This window comes from uncultured Chitinophaga sp., assembly GCF_937898475.1.
Lineage (GTDB): Bacteria > Bacteroidota > Bacteroidia > Chitinophagales > Chitinophagaceae > Chitinophaga.
Genome location: NZ_CALEJS010000041.1, coordinates 235,029 through 253,618, shown reverse-complemented (window position 1 = coordinate 253,618; position 18,590 = coordinate 235,029). Strand labels below are relative to the sequence as shown.

Annotated in this window: 8 protein-coding genes; all 8 read right to left on the bottom strand. The window is 52.5% G+C overall.

Going from position 1 to position 18,590, the window contains the following annotated elements; translation table 11 throughout:
- Positions 1–9: 9 nt before the first annotated feature.
- The 8 genes from Q0577_RS25365 to Q0577_RS25330 all read right to left on the bottom strand — a co-directional run bounded on the left by Q0577_RS25365 (position 10) and on the right by Q0577_RS25330 (position 18,590).
- Positions 10–1,302: a condensation domain-containing protein gene (locus Q0577_RS25365; RefSeq protein ID WP_298741350.1), complete on the bottom strand. Its 1,293-nt coding sequence runs from the start codon at positions 1,300–1,302 to the stop codon at positions 10–12.
- Positions 1,303–1,313: 11 nt separating this feature from the next.
- The gene (locus Q0577_RS25360; protein WP_298741348.1) at positions 1,314–2,510 is read right to left on the bottom strand and encodes a nucleotide disphospho-sugar-binding domain-containing protein; all 1,197 of its coding nucleotides are present in this window, start codon (positions 2,508–2,510) and stop codon (positions 1,314–1,316) included.
- Positions 2,511–2,546: 36 nt separating this feature from the next.
- Complete coding sequence (locus tag Q0577_RS25355; RefSeq protein ID WP_298741346.1) at positions 2,547–3,755, bottom strand: nucleotide disphospho-sugar-binding domain-containing protein; 1,209 nt, start codon at positions 3,753–3,755, stop codon at positions 2,547–2,549.
- 17 nt (positions 3,756–3,772) lie between these two features.
- A complete protein-coding gene (locus Q0577_RS25350) occupies positions 3,773–4,534 on the bottom strand; it encodes an alpha/beta hydrolase (protein ID WP_298741344.1) in 762 nt (253 codons plus the stop codon).
- Positions 4,525–4,824, bottom strand: a complete 300-nt coding sequence (locus Q0577_RS25345; protein WP_298741342.1) for a phosphopantetheine-binding protein — start codon at positions 4,822–4,824, stop codon at positions 4,525–4,527. The genes Q0577_RS25350 and Q0577_RS25345 overlap by 10 nt, the downstream gene beginning before the upstream one ends.
- Complete coding sequence (locus Q0577_RS25340; protein ID WP_298741340.1) at positions 4,812–9,104, bottom strand: beta-ketoacyl synthase N-terminal-like domain-containing protein; 4,293 nt, start codon at positions 9,102–9,104, stop codon at positions 4,812–4,814. The genes Q0577_RS25345 and Q0577_RS25340 overlap by 13 nt, the downstream gene beginning before the upstream one ends.
- Before the next feature lie 26 nt (positions 9,105–9,130).
- Complete coding sequence (locus Q0577_RS25335) at positions 9,131–16,219, bottom strand: type I polyketide synthase (protein ID WP_298741338.1); 7,089 nt, start codon at positions 16,217–16,219, stop codon at positions 9,131–9,133.
- A gap of 928 nt (positions 16,220–17,147) precedes the next feature.
- Positions 17,148–18,590 (bottom strand): TolC family protein, encoded by a 1,443-nt coding sequence (locus Q0577_RS25330; RefSeq protein WP_298741336.1) that lies wholly within the window; start codon positions 18,588–18,590, stop codon positions 17,148–17,150.

Sequence of the window (18,590 nt, the reverse complement as noted above, 5' to 3'; positions counted from 1 at the left end):
ATTCAGCGTTTAGTATTCCGCATGCTGCGTTAAGCGTTCTGTGTTCCGCGTTAAGCTTTTTATCGCTTCCATGGCCTTGTCCCTGATAGCTGCCGCTTCTTCTTCAGACAGGTAGGCATCATTCGAGAGAAAGGAAAAGTTCATCTGCTCATCGAAGGTGCTCACAATAATGCCATTCGGGTTGGCCGATTTGAATACCAGGATGGGGTTATGAACGGTCTCCACTTCAAAGGAGCTGAAGCGCTTGGGAATATCCAGGCGTCCCATATTGGAAAAGGTAAGATCATTGTTGCCTTTGGCCGTGCTCAGGTATTGCGACAACTTTTTCACTACCGGGTGATAGTATTCATTGATCATGATCTCCTCGTATACTTTCAGGTTTTCCAGTTTTTCAGACAGCCTGGTGTTCACTTTCTTCACCTGCGCAGAGAAGTCCAGGGCAGGATCTTTTTCCAGTGATAAAGTAGTGCTGGAAGCAAAGCCAAACAGCATATCGTCCTTGATCTCCGAAATATACCTGCGCAGGTTCACCGGACAAAAGACCTGGTTGCGGGCCTTGTTTCCTTTTACCTGGCGGAAGGCCCAGAGAAAGGCGGTGCACAACGCTGCATGTACGGTGGTGCGATCTTCCTTGCAGCGGCGCACCAGCGCGGCAGTGGATGCTTTATCCATCTTCCAGCGAACGGTGTAGTCTTTACCCCAGGGCAGCTCTTTCTTTTGGGGCACAAAGAACAGGAACAACCGGAGGAAGGCGGAGGTAATAAGACCTTTGCGTTTGTTCTTCCTGTCTTCCAGGATCACGCGGGGCACCAGGTCTTCTATCGTGTTGAATGAGTCGTATTGGCCAATCTCCAGCTTTGGCTGATCAGTCAGTGTCAGTATTTCGCGGAAAAGTGTAACAATGGAAGCGCCATCGCAGATGCAGTGATGGCACACCATAATAAGATCAGATACTACACCTGAACGGATCCATACCATGCGCAGCAAAGGTCCTTGCTGCATATCAAAACGAAGTGAGCACTCCTTTTCAGACTCCCGCATCCAGTCGTCTTCCGAACTCCGTTCTACGATGCGTAAGGGGATCTCCGGTACAGGTGTTGGTGTCACAAACCAGGGTTGCCCTTTGCTGTCTTCCTGCACGGCAACAGTGAGCAGCGGATGTTTGGCCTGTACCTTGGCCAGCGCCTGGCGTAAAGCGCTTTCACTGATGGCGCCGCGTATCTTCACGGTAAAGGTGATGTTCTTGGGTATGGTGCCATCCCCATAGATGAACCTTTCGAGGAAAAGTAGTTTTCTTTTCATAATGTGTGTCTTTAGAATGCTACCAGGCGTTTGCTGGCGGCGAATGTTTCCAGGTATTCCACCGCCTTGTCATTACCGCCCGCCTGTATATAGGTGTCTCTGATATGTGCTGCAGCGCTGCGGTACTGCGGGTTTCGCAGTATTTCCCACATCGCGGCCTTCAGGTCGTTTACCCGCAGGCGTTTGTAACGCAGTTTGATGCCGCAGCCTGCTTTTTCTATCAGGGAGGCGGTATGGAAATGATCATATGCAATAGGTGTAATAAGCATGGGCAGCCCGTTCATGAAAGTATCGTTTACGGTGTTGAAACCACCGTGGCAGATCACGGCATCCATTTTAGCGATCAGCTGTGTTTGCGGCACATAACCCTGCACAATAAAGTTATCGGGCCACTGTTCAAAGATGTCAGGACTGGTGGCGGCAACAATGGTAAGCGGCTCATCGGCAAATGCTGCTATCAGCTTACTGAAGAAATCTTTGCGGATATCCACCAGCAAGGTACCCAGGGATACATATACTTTGGGACCAACGGCTTTCTCCAGGCGTTCCCAGTCAAACGGGGTGTTATTGGGACGGCCCTTAACGGGGCCTACGAATTTCATATACTCCGGCGGCTGCGCGATAGCGGCAAACTCCTGCGAGGTGAATACCAGGTTCAGCTCTCCGGAGTTCACTATTGCGGTACTGGCGTAGATGCCGAAAGACTGCTGCAGCTCAAGTATATTCCTCACCCACCAGGCATGCACTTTGGGAGCGCTCATGGCGTCTCCGCCTACATCCGGCGGCACAGGGGTGGTGGTAACATAGGGAATGCCCTTGTTATAGGCACAGATAGCGCCCGCAAATGTGATGCAGTCGTTGACGATCACATCCGGCTGGAACTCATCTGCAATACGTTCCAGTCCTTTCATGATGAAGCGGCAGAAAGGCATATAGGTTTCTTCCAGCGCCAGCTTCAGTGTTTCTGCGCCAGAGATGTTGGGACCATCATCCTGTCTTTTCAGTATCCGCCGGATCTCCGGCAGGTGTTCTTCCAGTTCTGCATGCGGTACAATAAAGCGGCCGCCTGCCGGTATATGTTCTGCAGCAATTTCCTGTATGCCCACCCATGTCACCTGGTGCCCGCGCCCTATTAAGGTGGCGCCAACACTGAGTGTGGGACTGATATGCCCGAAAAAAGGCGGTACTACAAATAAGAATTTAGACATGGTTGTTTGTTTTTTTAGTCGATGGCATGTTGTGGTTTAGGTTCCTGTGGCTACGGATAACGGACTGCCTGCCAGCTGTTCCAGTAATCCGGCTGTTCTCGCGGTGCCGCCGGCTTGTGTAAATGATTGCTGCATGGCGCGCGCGGCTGCGGCGTATTGCGGATCCTGCAATACTTCGTGCACTGCCTGCCGCAGGTGTTCCGCTTTAAAGCGCTTGAAGTTGAGGCGTTGCCCGCTGCCCGATGCGGTTACCCTGCCAGCTACAAAAGACTGGTCATAGGCAATGGGTATCACCACCAGTGGCAGGCCTCCGGCCAGTGTTTCGCAAACAGTATTATGGCCGCCATGACATACCACGGCATCGAGATGCGGCAGCAATGCCAACTGTGGTATTTTTTCCTGTACCATGAAATTGGAGGGCCATTCCTCAAAAAGCGCCGGGTCTGACACTACCACCACAGTGAGCGGTTCGTTGCCGAATGCTGCGCATACCTTGCTGAAGAATTCTTTTTTATAGCTGTGGTCAAAGGTGGTACCGATGGACACCAGGATCTTCAAAGAGTGTTCCATGTGATAGAACTTTTCCCATTCAAAAGGGATGACAGCGGGGCGGTGCTGTATTACCGGCCCTACAAATTTGTAGCGGTCTTCCAGGTCGCTATCGCCAAAGAACTCGCGCGAGGTGAATACAAGCGCCATGGTATCTGAACATTGCAGGGAACGGTCTGTATCCAGGCCCAATTCCTGCTGCAGGGCAATGATCTTCTGGTCGCCCCATTCCTTTACTTTAGGTAAATCGTCCATGGCCCTTACTGCAGCAGGAGCGGTAACGGTGGTGACGCAGGGGATGCCTTTTTTAGCAGCGGCAATGGCGCCTGCAAACAGTTCATGATCGTGGATCACCACATCGGGCCGGACAGTGTCCAGCCATTGTGCAATGCCGGGGTACATGTAACGGTTCAGTGGGATCAGCACATCATCATAGAGGAACTTGATGCTTTCAACGCCGTAAACATTCTTTTGCCGGATGGCGTCCAGATAGCGCGGACCATCCTGTGTGGCGGCATGGTCTTCATCATAGCTCACCAGCAGTAGTTGTCCACCGGGGGGAAGTTTCTCCTGCAGCGAAGCTTCCAGGCTGATCCAGCCCACGTCATGTCCGCGCAGCAGCAATTCCGCTCCCACGCTTAAAGTAGGATTGATATGGCCCGTAAGGGGAGGAACAACGAATACAAATTTTGCCATAGGCCTGGTGCTTATAATTAGGTTCCAAAAAAGTCTTTCAGTGCATAAGCAATAGGGAAGGGCTCCTGCACGGGTATGTTATGATCGCCGTTTACCAGGATCAGCTGCGAGCGGCTGATCTTCTGATGCAGCTGCTGCCCTGCAAACATGCAATCTGATGCATTGCCGTAGATCAGCAAAGTTTCATGCGGGATACCGGCCAGCTGCGGGCTGGAAAAGAAATCCCTTTCCTGCTGCATGTCCTGGCGGATGCTGCTTTCTTTCAGCAGCTGTTCATACATACGATGACGGCGTTGCAGCTGCCGTTTCCCGGGTCTGACAGCGGTATCTCCTGCATGATCATTAATGAAGTGCACCAGCAGCTCTTTGCTGTAGATGTCTGCAATACGCATGGTTTCCTGTTCATACGGGTTGGGGCTTTCAATAATGGCCAGTTTATTGATCCTTCCCGGAAAGCGCATAGCGGCCTTCAGGGCAATCAGTCCGCCGTAACTGTAACCTGCCAGGTGAACGGTGTCCAGCCCCAGTTTATCCATCAGCTCCAGCAGCTCATCGCTCATGGTTTGCAGATCGTAACCCTGGCTGGATCTTCCGCTCATACCGTGACCTTTCAGGTCATATAACACAACATGGAACCGTTGAGCCAGTACCGGCGCAATGTTGAAATAATAGATAGACAGGTTGGTGAACATACCGTGTACCATCAGTATAGTCTCCGGGGCTCCTGCATTCATTTCCTGTAAGTGGATGCTGGTATGCTGAAGCGATACTACAGGCATGACTGAATGTATTTGGTAATGTCTCCCAGGTTAAGGTTGATGATCTCATCCAGGTCCATATTAGACAGCCAGCCGGTAAAATCGATATCCTTTCCGAAATGGGCTTTTACCTTTTCAGAGAAGGCCACAATTTCAATGCTGTCCATCTCAAGATCTTTGGTGAAAGAGCTTTGCGGGGTAATGTCGAGGTCTTCCACGAACTCCTGGCCGATCACTTCCGTGATAAATTGTTTCAGTACCTCGAGGATCGCTTCTTCGCTCAGTTGTGTAGGTTGTGTTAACTGGTCCATCCGATTATGTAGTTTTTATACTTAATTGTGTGAATGATGATTCCTTTTATCTGCAGGTCGTCTCCATCAATCCGCTCTACCGTATAAGCCTTTGGGTTACCCTGCAAACCTTTACCCAGTGATTTGCCGTAAGCTTCTTTGGCCGCCCAGCAGCGCGTAAGCCATTCGGCTTCATCACGCGATCCGATGAGGGCCAGTTCTGCGGGGTCAAACACCAGTTCCTTGAAGGCCGTATTGTGTTCGCGTATTTCTTCTATATCTATTCCTACAGGCCTGTCTGCACGTGCAATAGCGACAGCATCCGTATGCTTGTGCGCCAGTGAAAGATGGATGCCATCGGCAGCGCCTCCCCTGGGGAACGGCTGCCCGGCTGCGGTAGCTGCAATAGCAAACTCTACCGGGTAGTGCAGGTCGCCGGCGCGTTGCAGTACACTCTTCACCGCATCTTTGGCCGCTACACGACTAATGATCCATTCCTTCTTTTTATGAAGGGGCAGTTCGTTGTAATGCTTTTTCTCTTCCTGGTTGAAATAACGTTTTACGATGAAGTCCCAGGAATTCACACGGCTATACGCATTATGGAACATGAACACGCCGGGCACGATCTCTGTGGACAAAGCATGCCTTGGGGAGATCAGCGCATTCCACAGGCGCTCATCTATTTCCAGGCGGCGGTTCTGCCAGCCCCTGATGATAGCCCATACCTTGTTATCCCGTTTCAGGATGAAATCAGCAAAGGCAAATTCTTCGTTCAAAGATGTAAGCTGGCAGGTACATTCAAAAGTGCCCTGCTGATCATCCAGCGGCGCATACAGCGCTACTTCCTGGATCTTTACCGGGAAGGCAATGCGGTCTTTCGGCAGTGTAAGCTGCAGCCAGAGACCAAAGAGCTGACCGGCGTTATCGAGCAGGGAGCCTTTACCTGCGCCGCCTTCTATAATACCGCGGATGCCTTTTTCTGCCACTACAGTAACTTCCCGAATGCCCTGGTAAGCAGGGCCATGAAACATGCGTTGGGTGTACACCTGTTCTGGTGTAATCTGAATGTTCAGCGGGGCGCCAATGCCTGCACTGGTTTTATCGGGTGTGTTGTATTGTTCAGACAACTGTATTTCTGCATTGGCGTATTTCTCAAGATCGAGGTAAAGCCGGTCAGGCGCTTTCCATTCGCCCAGCACCTTTTCGCGGAAAGGCTTTGCCACGTTCATCCACTGGAACACTTTTACCTGCATGATCTTCTGCACCAGCATACCAGGGGCATTGGCGGCTGCAATGTCGCCAAACACTTCCAGTATCATGGTCATGGGAATCACCGGCTCCATGTCATCTGCACAGTGCCATCCGGGTCTTTGCCTGATCAGGGAGTGATCTATCAGGTAGGGGTGTGTATCCAGCGAAATATCCAGCGCATGCACCAGCTTTGCTGGTTGGGCAACAGGCGGTGGCGGCGGCTGTACGGCGGTATAATGGCCATTCCCGTTTGCGCCATTGCGGTAAGTTGTTTTCTGCTGAAAGGCTTCCAGCAGGGAATGCTGTATCCGGGAGATCTCTTCGAAATTCTCCAGCAGGGCCTGCATCACGGGAGAGTCAGCTGTTGCGGCCACTGCTTTATGCTGCGCTTTGCCCACCGGCAGCTGTTTCAGTGCCGCCAGTTCATTTACAATAGGAGAGCCTAATTGCAGCTTAACAGGGGCTGCCGTTTTGGTTTTAGGCGCAGCGCCTGTTTCCATAAATGCCTGGTTCACCGCCCTGCCTTCTACAAACAGTGCGGCCAGTACTCTTTGCAGCTGACAAAGACCTGATCTTACAGGTACGCTGGCCGCCACGGCGCTATAAGTTTGTTGTTTCAGGGTGTCGTCTACAAAGCCTATCAAACCACCGGCGCCCACCTGGATAAAAACCCTTACTCCTTCGCTGTACAGTTTTGCAATCAGCTCGCGAAAGCGCACCGGTTGTAGCAGATGTTCAACGCTTAAGCGGCGGATGTCTGCTACCGCTGAAGGGTATGTGCTGAGTGTAGTGGCCGACCATACAGGTACGGCAGCGGGGCGGAACTCCAGTAGATCCATCCCTGCCAGCAGCAGGTCCAGCTTGTCTTTTACGAAAGGAGAGTGGAAGCCTGACTGGAAATGCAACACCTGGTGGAAGATCTGTTCTTCACGCAGTACGGCAGTGAACTTACTTACCGCATCGTTGGTACCGCAAAGGATCACCTGTTGCGGACAGTTATCAATAGAGAGATAAATATCTTCTGTGCTATCCAGCAGGGGCTTTAGTTTTTCATAACCACAGCCGGCTACCAGGAAAGTGGCATTCTGCTGTTCAAATAGTGCAGGATCCAGTTGCGCCTGCAAACGGATGAGGGATTGTTCTTCCACCATACCAGCCGCCCGCCCGGCCAGCCATTCTCCCAGGCTATGACCGGCATTGAGATCAGGTTGAACCCCCAGCTGCTTCAACGCCGCATCCAGTATACCACTGTTCTCCATCTGATGCTGCGCAGCCGCCAGCACACCGGTTGCCCCGCTGATATGCGGCAACCCCGGCAGGTTAAAATAACGGGCAACACTGGCCGTTTCTCCGTTCACCAATCCATCCAGGCCGGGAAAAAGAAATGCCACCTTGCCGTCCTGTGTTAACAGCGGATCATTGGAAAACCAGATGTCCTGTTTATTACGCCAGGGAGCATCTTTACTGACGATCCTGATGGCTTTCTGTATACGTTCCGGTGTGGGATCAAAAACGGCTATACGATAGTCGCCTTCACCACTAATGGCAGACCGCTCTTCCAATGCCTGGATGAGGGAAGCTTTATCGGGACGGGCCAGCAGTAACACCGGGTCACGTTTCAGCGCAGGCGCCATGCCGCTGAATGATTTTTGCTGCCGGCCCTCTTGCATGTGCAAACTTTCCAGCACTACATGTGCGTTGATGCCGCCAAAGCCAAAAGCATTCACACCGGCGCGGCGGGGCAGCCCGGTATCGTCCCAGGAACAGGCTTCCAGTACGGGACTGAACCTGGTTTGCTGCATTAACGGTAACGGATCTTCGCAGTGCAGGGTAGGCGGCAGCTGACCGTGGTACAAAGCCAGTGCGGTCTTGATCAGTCCCGCCATTCCTGCAGCGGGCATGGCATGCCCGATCATGGATTTAATGGTACCAATGCCTGCTTTGGGCAGCGCGATATCACTGCCAAACACCTGCAGCAGTGTTTCCAGCTCTGTCTTGTCACCTAACTGCGTGGCGGTGCCATGTGCTTCCAGGTAACCTATTTCACGGAGATCTGTCTTCGCTTGCTGCCAGGCCTGCCGGATGGCTTTGGCCTGTCCTTTTATGGAAGGGCTCATCACGCTTACGCCCGCGCCGTCGCTGGATACGCCTACGCCTTTTATCACCGCGTAGATACGATGGCCATCACGTATCGCATCATCCAGTTTTTTCAGTACAACAAATCCGCAGCCTTCACCTATCAGCACGCCGTCTGCGCGCTGGTCAAAAGGGCGTATCTGTTCATTCCTTGACAGGGCGCCCAGTTGTGTAAAGATGCTCCAGAAAGGGGCGTTCTGCGAGGCATGCACCCCGCCTGCGATCACCATATCAGAGCGGCCACTTAGCAATTCTTTTACCGCATGATCTATGGCGATCAGTGAACTGGCGCAGGCTGCATCTACGGTATAGGCGGTTCCGCCCAGGTTCAGGCGGTTGGCCACCAGTGAGGCTACCAGGTTAGGGATCAGTCCCATAGCGGTATCCGGTCCAAAGCGTCCTTTCTTTACCTGGAACTCTTTCTTAACACGATCCAGCTCTTCCTTCTTCAGCTCCGGCAGCAGGTGCTGCAATACCCGTACAATCTGTTCGCCGGTGCGGATGATCTCAATGCCTCTTACTGCACCGGGTCCAGGATAGTTGCCTTTACCGATGATGATGCCGGTATTATCCAAAGGCAGTTCTTTTTCAAACACATCCGCATCTGCCAGTGCTTTATGGGCCAGGCTCAATGCCAGCAGTTGTTCAGGTTCTGTGCTTTCTACTACCAGGGGAAGGATGCCGAACTGTATAGGATCGAATGCCGCATATTCATCTATGAAACCGCCGCGCCGGCAATAGAAGCGGTCTACCGCTGTTTCGCCGTCAAAGAACATGCGTTCCATCCGGTTTTCGGGTACGGTTTGTATAGCGTCTACACGGTTGATAATATTCTTCCAGAAAGCCTGCAGATCGCCTGCTCCGGGGAAGATGCATGACATGCCTATAATAGCTACATCAACACTTTGGTTCATCAAAAGATAGTTTAGGGGTTCAAACGTTAGAATGTTATGTTGCCCGCCATGATGACTACCTGGCTCTCGTTACCATATTTCAGTTCATCAATAAAGGTTTCCATACCATCAGACAGGGGAATAAGCGCAATGCCGCGGCGTTCGTATTCCTTTTCAAGGGAGGGAGATACCATGCCGGTGCCTTTCCAGGGGCCCCAGTTGATGGCCATCACCTTGGCTTTGAGGCGTTGCTTCAATACACGGGCGTAGCGGTCCATCACGCTGTTGGCGGCAGCATAATCGGTTTGTCCGCGGTTGCCGTATACAGACGCTACGCTGGAGAAGAGGATCACGAACTGGGTTTCTGCATTCAGGTGTTCAGACAGCACACGAAGGGGCGTTACCTTGGTAGAAAACACGCGCTCAAAAGACTCCGGTGTTTTCTGGTGAAAGAGTTTATCTTCCAGCAATCCCGCGCCATGCACAACGCCGTCTATCCGCCCGTATTCGCGGTACACGCCTTTGATAAAATCGCGCAGGGCGGTTTCATCGCGCAGGTCCAGTGAGTGATAGGTCACCGTGGCGCCATGCTGTTCCAGTGACTGAATGGTTTGCAGTATCTGGTTGTACTTATGGATCTCTGCCGTCTTCTTTTCTATATCTGCAGGCTTTTTCAGCTGGCCCTGTGTTACAAGGTACTGGCGGATCTCATCTTTGGTTTTCAGGAAAGCATACTGATCCTGCATGTGTTTACGCGGGTCGGCCGATCTGCCTACCAGGATATAATGACAGGCGTATTCTTTCGAGAAGCGGATCATCAGTTCTGCTGTAATGCCTTGTGCACCGCCCAGTACCAGTATTACAGACTGCCTGTTCAGCCGGATGTCGGGCGTTTGCCCGATGGTGAGGCGGGAGGGCACTGGCTCCAGGGTCTGGCGGCTGTCATCCTGGTAAAATACCTCTGCAGGACCATCCGGGTGCAGTATTTCATCCAATGTAATAGCGGCTATTTTTTCGGGCGCCGGTTTAAGCGGCAGGTTGATATTGATAGTACGGCATTTGGTATGCTCGTATTCTTTATCCAGGCTCTTGAAGAAGCCGGAATAGCCCTGGAAATGCTGCACCAGCTGCATGTTGGTATCATGTCCCAGGTGCCCGTCAAAATCAGAAACAGCGTATACCCATTTCACTTTATTGAAGTCCAGTTTCTTCACCAGTGAGAATGCCGTGATAATATCCGGGCGTTGCGGTGATGAGAAGATGTCCAGGATAATGAGGCCATGATAACCATCCAGCGGATCATTGGGCTGTATGATGGTGGCGTTGGCACCCTGCTTTTCCAGGCCTTGTTTAATGGCAAGGGCAATAGGCCCCCCATCATCTGTAATGGCAAAGCTGTTTCCCTGCAGGCGAACCGTACTTGCGGCGTCCAGAGCAGAAGGCCTTAGCTCAAAGCGCATGCGTGACAGCGTTTCTTTGCCGTCGTGGCCGTTGTGGGAAAAGCCCTGTTCAATGATCTTCCTCGCTTCCTGTACCGGTTCAAAGTCGCCTGCGGCAGTAGCCCCCAGCCAGCTGATAAGTCCCTGCAGGGTCTTGATGGCCGCCAGCTGTTCCATCAGTTCCTCTCCCTGGCCGCCGGCAGATTGCAGGCCGCCCAGCCTTGTTTTCAGTTCACCGATGATCTCCATGCGTTTGATGGAGTCGATGCTCAGATCAGCTTCCAGGTCAAGATCCAGTCCCAGCATGTCTGGCGGATAGCCGGTCTTTTCGCTTACTACGCTGAGCAGCACGGCCTGTATTTCGGCAGCAGATTTGCCCGCGGCGTTTGAGGTTGGAGGTTGGAGGTTGGCGGTTGGTGGGAGGTTGGAGGTTAAGGGCAGATCATCCGCAGGAGGCATCGTACTGGTATTGCTGGTGGTGGCTGCGTTTTCAGAGATCCAGTCTACCAGGCCTTTCAGGGTTTTGATGGCGGCCAGTTGTTCTACCAGTGTTTCTTCGCTGTGGACGGCGTGTTTAAAGCCGCCCAGCCTTGTTTTCAGCTCACCGATGATCTCCATGCGTTTGATGGAGTCGATGCTGAGGTCTGCTTCCAGGTCCATTTCCATGCCCAGCATGTCTGGCGGGTAGCCGGTTTTATCGCTGATTACGGAAAGGAGGATGCTCTTTACATCCAGCGCAGTGTTTACGGTAGCGGCGGCAACGGCGGCCATGGTGTGTACGCCGTTCGTGTAATGCTGTCCGTTACCATTGCCATTGCTGTGCACCGGTATGGTTTTGCGCGGTGTCAGGTCGGGCAGGGGGGCGCTTTCAAAGTGCTGCGGATGATGACCCAGGTATCCCAGGATCACATCGCGCTGCGCCTGTACAATATGTTTGAGGCTGTTAAGATAGGTTTCTACCAGTTGTTCTGCGCTGCCCTGGTTGTTGACCACCACCGGGTTGGCAGCGGCGCCTTTCAGCTGCAGCGGTGCAACAACTGGTAGTGCGCCATGGGCAGGCAGCTTGCCGTTGGAGGGTACGGCATAGTGACCGTTCACCAGCCATACTGTGCCGCTCTTTTTGTATTGTTCCAGGGCGTTAAGATCCAGTTGGCGTACGTTCCTGCCGTCAAACAGCTGTTCCATGCGCACGCTTCTGCCGCTGGCAATATAGCGGGCGATGGTGTGCAGCAGGTGGGTAATGCCCGGCTGGTCTTTATCTTCTGTATGCAGTATCAGCTCGTCATCGCCGATAATGGCTTTAGTCAGGTTGCTCAATACTTTGCCGGGGCCCACTTCAATGAATACACGGGCGCCCTGTGCATACATTTGTTCTATTTCTTCCGTAAATCTTACCGGTTTCACCAGGTGTTCTGCCAGTCTTTCGCGGATCGCATCTGCGTTGCCGGGGTACATGGCAGCGGTGGTGTTAGACCATACGGGGATGGCCGGCGAGCTGAACCTGGTTTCCTGCAGTGCGGTGCTGAACAGCTCCTGTGCGCCTGCGAGTAAGGGACTATGGAACGCGCAGGCTACCTCCAGCCGCTGGAAGGAGATATTAGCGCCCTGCAGCTTTTCTGCCAGCTTCGCGATGGCAGGCGTTGTACCGGCTACCACCCATTGCAGGGGAGAGTTATGGTTCACCAGCCATACATCGGCCACGCCGCCGGTAAGTCCGGCCAGCACTTCTTCCTTACAGCTTACCGCCAGCATAGCGCCTTTGTCTGCACCTATTGCATTGAGGATGGAAGCAGCTCTTTTTTCACTCAGGGGTACCAGTTCATTTTCTTCAAATACACCTGCAAAGCATAACGCAGGCAGTTCGCCATAGCTGTGGCCTGCCGCCATATCAGGCTGTATGCCCAACGCCTGCAGGAAGGTGGCAATGGCCAGGTCTACAATGCCCAGCAGCGGTTGCGCCAGGCGCGTATCCTTAATGGATGAACGCTGTTGCTGCTGTGCCGCTTCATCAAACACCGCCGGGGGAAACAACAGTTGTTCATAGTGCGGTTTATCTTTCAGCAGCCGCCGCATGGCCGGAAAGGTAACGAAGAGATCGCGCGCCATATTCACGCGCTGACTGCCCTGTCCCGGGAAGAGGAATGCCACTTTACCTTCCAGTGCTTCCGTAATGTACACCCCGTTGCTGGCAACGCCTGATACAGCGAGGTCCAGCTTCAGGCGCAGGTCTGTAATGCTGTCTGCTACGATAGACAGCTGAATGGGATCGCTGTTGTACTGGTACAGGCTCCAGGCAATGTCTTTCAGCGGGATGTTGTCATTACTGTCTATCAGCTGTTTTACAGTGCTGAGCAGCTGCTTGGCTGCATCATAGCTGTTGCCGCGGAACACAAACAGTTCAGCCGGCCATGCGCTGATCACGGGGGCGGATGGTATGGCCGCTACGTGGTTCTCGATCACTGCATGGAAATTGGTACCGCCAAAGCCAAAGGCGCTGATGCCGGCTACTCTTTTATCGTCATTCCAGAGGCCTGTCTGCGTGTTGAATGCAAAAGGACTGCTGGCAGGGTTATAAAAGCTGTTAGGCGTTTTAAGATGGATGGTGGGCGGTTTTACGCCGTGGTATACAGAGAGCGCTGCTTTGATCAGACCTGCCAGGCCTGCGGCGCATTTGGTGTGGCCGATCTGTGTTTTAACAGAGCCCAGGTGTGTTTGCGCACGGGTAGCGCCCGCGTGTATCAGCATATCAGAAATGGCGCTGAGCTCTGTTTTGTCGCCTACCACCGTACCGGTGCCATGCGCTTCAACCAGTCCGAGGGTAGCGGGAGAGATACCCGCCTGTTCATAGGCCCGTTCCAGCGCTCTTGCCTGGCCTGCCTTGCGGGGCGCCGTCAGCCCCAGGCTCTTACCATCGCTGGATCCGCCTACGCCTTTGATCACTGCATAGATGGTATCTCCGTCGCGTTGTGCATCTTCATATCGTTTCAGCACCATCATGGCAATACCTTCGCCCAGCGTTGTGCCGTCTGCGTTAGCATCGAAAGTGGCGCACCTGCCATTGCGGGAAAGTGCGTGGGTGCTGGCGAACATCAGGTAGTCATTGATGCTGTTGTGCAGGTCTGCCGCACCTGCAATCACCATATCCGATTTTTCCAGTATCAGCTCCTGGCAGGCGAGGTCGATGGCCGCAAGTGAGGAGGCACAGGCCGCATCTACGGTGTAGTTGCGCCCGCCAAGGTCCAGCCGGTTAGTGATACGGCCCGCGATCACATTGGCCAGTATACCGGGGAAAGAATCTTCCGTGAGCTTAGGCAGCGCATCGTTCAGTTCAGGCGGTATCTCGCCGAAGATCTGCGTGAAGAGGGAACGGAAGCCGTAGTTGTTGGCAAGGTCTGTACCCGCTTCCGTGCCAATGATCACAGACACGTTCTCACGGTTGATATTGGCGCCGCCATAACCTGCATTATCCAATGCCTGTTTGGCCACCAGTAAACTCAACAGCTGCGCCGGATCAATAGCCGCCAGCGATTGCGGCGGTATACCAAAGGTAAGGGGATCAAAATCTATTCTGGGAATGAAGCCGCCCCATTTGGAAGGGGTCTTTTCTCCATTTGTAGATGCGGGATCGTAGTAGAGTGATTTGTTCCATCGCTCGTCCGGCACTTCTGTTACACAATCTTTCCCGAGGATGATGTTGCGCCAGTATTCTTCTATATTCCTGGCGCCGGGGTAAATACAGGCCATACCTACAATGGCCACGTCCAGCGCTTTGCCTGCAGGTGTGGGTAATGCGGGCAGCGCGGCCTGTTTTATGAGGGTGTAGTTATCTTCCGCTACGGTTTGGTGCAATTCGGCCACGGTGATAACGTGCTCTTTCAGGGCAGCCACCTGGCCAATCATATACATACCGGAGCGCAGCTGATCGTCCTGGTTGATCATCACCAATGCATCGCCCCTGCGTTCCATACCTTTGGCGGCTATACGCAGGCGGCCCACATTGAGCTGTTCCAGCTGGGCCCATATTTCTTTCTTATCGGTACCGGTTTGCTGCAGGCGTTCTTTTTCGGCGTTGAAGAAGTCGGCAAACGGAGTATACAGGCAGCGTGTTTCATGGCCTGGCGCGGTTTCCAGCAGGATGGTATCCTTATGCTGCAGTGCCTGATCCTGGAATTGCTGCAGGATGGCGCCGCTGCTCACGGCTTCCTGCGTATAGATATAAGCGGTACCCATCAGCACGCCTATCTTTGCACCTTTGGCCGCCAGCGGCGCTGCCATCACCGAGATGAATGCAGCAGAGAGCGGATCGTGAATACCACCGGCAAAGAAGATGCTGAACTGTTCTGCATGTTCTTCCTGCAGCAGGCGTTCTACCTGTCTTTCCCACAGCACCAGGCTGGAGAGCGGGCCCACGTGGCCGCCGCATTCCCTTCCTTCAAACACAAATCTCTTAGCGCCTTCCTTGATGAACATATCCAGCAGGGAGGCAGAGGGCACATGCAGGAATGTTTTGATGCCTGCCTGTTCCAGGGCCTTTGCCTGTGAGGGCCTGCCACCGGCAATGAGTACAATGGGCGGCTTTTCTTCTTTGATGTAGCTGATCTGTTCTTCGCGTAGCTCAGGCGGCGCAAATCCAAGTATGCCCACGCCCCAGGGCTTATCGCCGGCAAGTGATTTGGTATGGGAGATCAGCTGCCTGGCCTGTTCTCCTTTCAAGAGGGAGAGCGCCACAAAAGGCAGACCGCCTGCCTGGGCCACTGCTGCGGCAAATGCAGGTACATCGCTTACGCGCGTCATGGGCCCCTGCGCAATGGGGTAGGGGATCTGCAGTTCGCGGGCAAGCGCATTACCGGGACTGAGCACATTCAGCTTCTGCGCCTGGCGCAGGTGGCCGTGTGCGGCTTCCTGCAATGCAAATACCAGTCGGCTTAGTTTTTTATAGCGCTGTACGAGGTCTATACCAATGGCAATGTCTTGTCCCAGGGGCAGGTAGCCTTTTTCAGGATCTGTTGTGCCTAAGTATTTTTCCAGTTGCTGCTGTGTAATGTTTTCAGGCAGTGCGGGAGAGTTGGGCCTCACCAGTACGCGGAAGCGATCCAGCACTCGTGTTTCATTGCCGTTAAGTTTCTCGCATATATTTTTCAATGCAGCAGGGGCGCTGCATTCAGGGAACAATATCAGCTGGCTGTCCAGCACAACGCCTGCTGCGCCGGTGGCGCCCAGTGCGGCTGCGGTATGGATACCGGCGCCACCCTGTACCCAGATGGCTGTATCTTTTATTTCCCTGATCACGCGTTGAAAGAGGATAAAGGAAGATTCGTCGCTTACCTGTCCGCTGCCTTCATTTCCTTTAATGATAATACCACTGGCTTTGGCAGCGCGGGCTTTATGAGCTTCGCCAACGGTATGTACCTGGTAGAACACCTGTACATGCGCTTTCAGCGGGATCTTTGTACCAAAGGGCATAATGGCCAGCGTAACCTGGTCTGGTAAAGTAATGTCTGCAAGGGCGGCACCTGTAAAGCAAACGCCGAAGGGTTGGCTGGTTTGTGCGGTGAGGGCATTCAGCGCATCGATGGCTTGCTGTTTATCGCGGCCAAGATGAAGAACGGGTGTGGCGTTGGCTTTCATCAGGCTTAGTACAAGACGCACATCGGGTTGTTCATAAGGAGTTACTCCAATAATTTTCATCTTTCCCATAGTAATAAGTTTGCTCCGGGCATGGCAAAACACTGGTTAACTAATTTTTCAATTAGCATAACGCAGGATTTATAATGGCCTAATCGGAAACGTTTATGGCTATTCTGAATCAGTTGGTTCCTGAATCCTATATATACATACGGTCTATCTTACAGACAGGGTTGGCGTTGCATACATATTTTTTCTTCGAACATAAGCGCGACGGTAAGATGATGCTTTGAGATAAAGATGAGACGGATAAAGGTTTTTCGATCCTAGTCAAAGATACATCCGGGTTAAGGGCTTTCATTATAAAGATATGCTGTTCACCGTTAATAGTTCCTATCTGTTGTGCTCACACGTTCGTCATGCTGATGGCATGTGTTTATCAAAACCTGGCATCCCTCATTTAAATGATGTTTTTAAGCGGGCGATGGCATCTTTGCCGCCTGAATAAGTATAAAAGGTGTTGCTAAAACAATTGCATTCAAGATTTCCGCATTCCTGGTGTGGTGTAATTGAGTGTTCATAGGCTTGCAGTTTTGAATAATTTCCTTTATGAATGTACAAAAAAAGTAAACCGTTGCACCGGTGCATCCAATTTGTATGTGGTATGGTGTATTCCCAAAAGGAATAATATTTTTTATGGAAACGCCGAAAGGTCCGTCCAGTAAGGATTGTAAGCAGTAGAGCTGCTATGTTTACAAATCATTAAGTTTTAGAAAGGGATGAAGGATGAATCGGAATCGTGCAGAAATATTCAAAGGGTAACTGCGCAAATATGCTGTGAGGTTTATCAGATATTTACGCAAGGTTTTCAAAAGTACTGCTCATTTAAGGAATGGTATCGCGCAGCAGTTTTTAAAAACTACTGCGCAGTTACCATGGTCCTTATAATATTATTTTAGCAAAATATGTTGGAGCCCGTTTATTCTCAACAGGAATACTGTTATTTCCATCCTCCGCCCAGTGCCTGGTACAGTTGTACCGTACCAGCCAACATTTCTTTTCGCGCCTGTATCAGTGAAAGTTCTGCTTCCAGCACACTTTTTTGTGCGGTAATGATCTCCAGGTAGGATGCATATCCGGCCAGGAACAGGTCATTTGCTGTAGCCACTGCGTTTTGCAGTACACCTACTTCGGCAGACTTTAATTTATATACCTGCTGCTGGTTGTCGATGTTGCCCAGGGCTACCGCTACTTCCTGGTAAGCCCGGAGTATCTGCTGCTGGTAATTGTTCCAGGCGATCTTTGTATTGGCATGGGTCATCTGGTATTGTGCAGACAACTGCTTCTGGTTGAACAGCGGCGCAGTAATACTGCCTAACACACCGTAGGCAAAGGAGCCAGGGTTCAGCAGCAATCCTGCCTTGAACGCATTATAACCTGCATAAGGTGTTATATTCAAAGAGGGGAGGAAGGCTTTACGAGCTGCGGATATATCTGCTTTGGCGGCTCCCAGTTCCAGTTCCGCCTGGCGGATGTCCGGACGGTTCACCAGCAGCTGGGAGGGCACGCCTGGTTTCCAGGCGGCAGACAAAGTATCCACGGTGAGTTGTTTGCCACGGGGAACAGGCTGCGGAAATCTTCCCAGCAGGTAATTCAGCCGGGTTTCCACCTGCAGCAGCCGCTGACGCGTAGTATACTGGCGGCTGCGGGTATCCAGCAGCTGCGCCTGGAACTGTTGCTGCGCTAGCAATGTAGCGCGGCCCGCTTCCATCTGTATGGACACGGTAGCCAGCGCTGATTCCTGGAGGTCAATGTTCTTCTGCAATACCACCAGCTCACTGTCCAGCGCTATCAGTTCGTAATAATGAGACGCCACTTCTGCCACCAGCAATGTGGTTACCAGCCGCTTTCCCTCGGCGCTGGCCAGGAAATGCATCAGGGCGGCCTTCTTGCGGTCTTTCAGCTTGCCCCACATATCTATCTCCCAGCTGCTGCGCAGGCCCAGGAACAGATCCGGTGTAGGATCAGGAATGCGCTGATCTTTATTGATGTTGGGAGAAAGATTGGTGTCAAAATTACCTACACCGTTCAGGGTGTAGTCGCCATACTTCTCAACGCCTGCGGAGGCATTGATGCTGGCTGCCGGCAACCAGGCATGCTTTGCTGCCATTAATACGGCGCCGGAAATCTTTACTCTTTCTCCGGCACTTTGCAGTTCATAATTGTGCCTTAATGCGGAATCGATCAAATCCCGCAGGTAAGGATCCTTAAAGAACTGCTGCCAGGGTACGCTACCAATACCCGTGGTGTCGGAGCTGTTGTTGAAGGTGTCCGGCAGCTTGCCCGGCTGCGGCAATACCAGCGGCTGATGAAGGCGACAGCCCAACATCAGCAGGGCGTACAGCATAGGGAGATAAATATAAATAAGCGATCTCTTGTTCAT

What these genes read in the sequence shown, in the direction of transcription:
- Q0577_RS25365 (WP_298741350.1), bottom strand. Translation starts at nt 1,302, where the DNA reads ATGAAAAGAAAACTACTTTTCCTCGAAAGGTTCATCTATGGGGATGGC.
- Q0577_RS25360 (WP_298741348.1), bottom strand. Translation starts at nt 2,510, where the DNA reads ATGTCTAAATTCTTATTTGTAGTACCGCCTTTTTTCGGGCATATCAGT.
- Q0577_RS25355 (WP_298741346.1), bottom strand. Translation starts at nt 3,755, where the DNA reads ATGGCAAAATTTGTATTCGTTGTTCCTCCCCTTACGGGCCATATCAAT.
- Q0577_RS25350 (WP_298741344.1), bottom strand. Translation starts at nt 4,534, where the DNA reads ATGCCTGTAGTATCGCTTCAGCATACCAGCATCCACTTACAGGAAATG.
- Q0577_RS25345 (WP_298741342.1), bottom strand. Translation starts at nt 4,824, where the DNA reads ATGGACCAGTTAACACAACCTACACAACTGAGCGAAGAAGCGATCCTC.
- Q0577_RS25340 (WP_298741340.1), bottom strand. Translation starts at nt 9,104, where the DNA reads ATGAACCAAAGTGTTGATGTAGCTATTATAGGCATGTCATGCATCTTC.
- Q0577_RS25335 (WP_298741338.1), bottom strand. Translation starts at nt 16,219, where the DNA reads ATGGGAAAGATGAAAATTATTGGAGTAACTCCTTATGAACAACCCGAT.
- Q0577_RS25330 (WP_298741336.1), bottom strand. Translation starts at nt 18,590, where the DNA reads ATGAACAAGAGATCGCTTATTTATATTTATCTCCCTATGCTGTACGCC.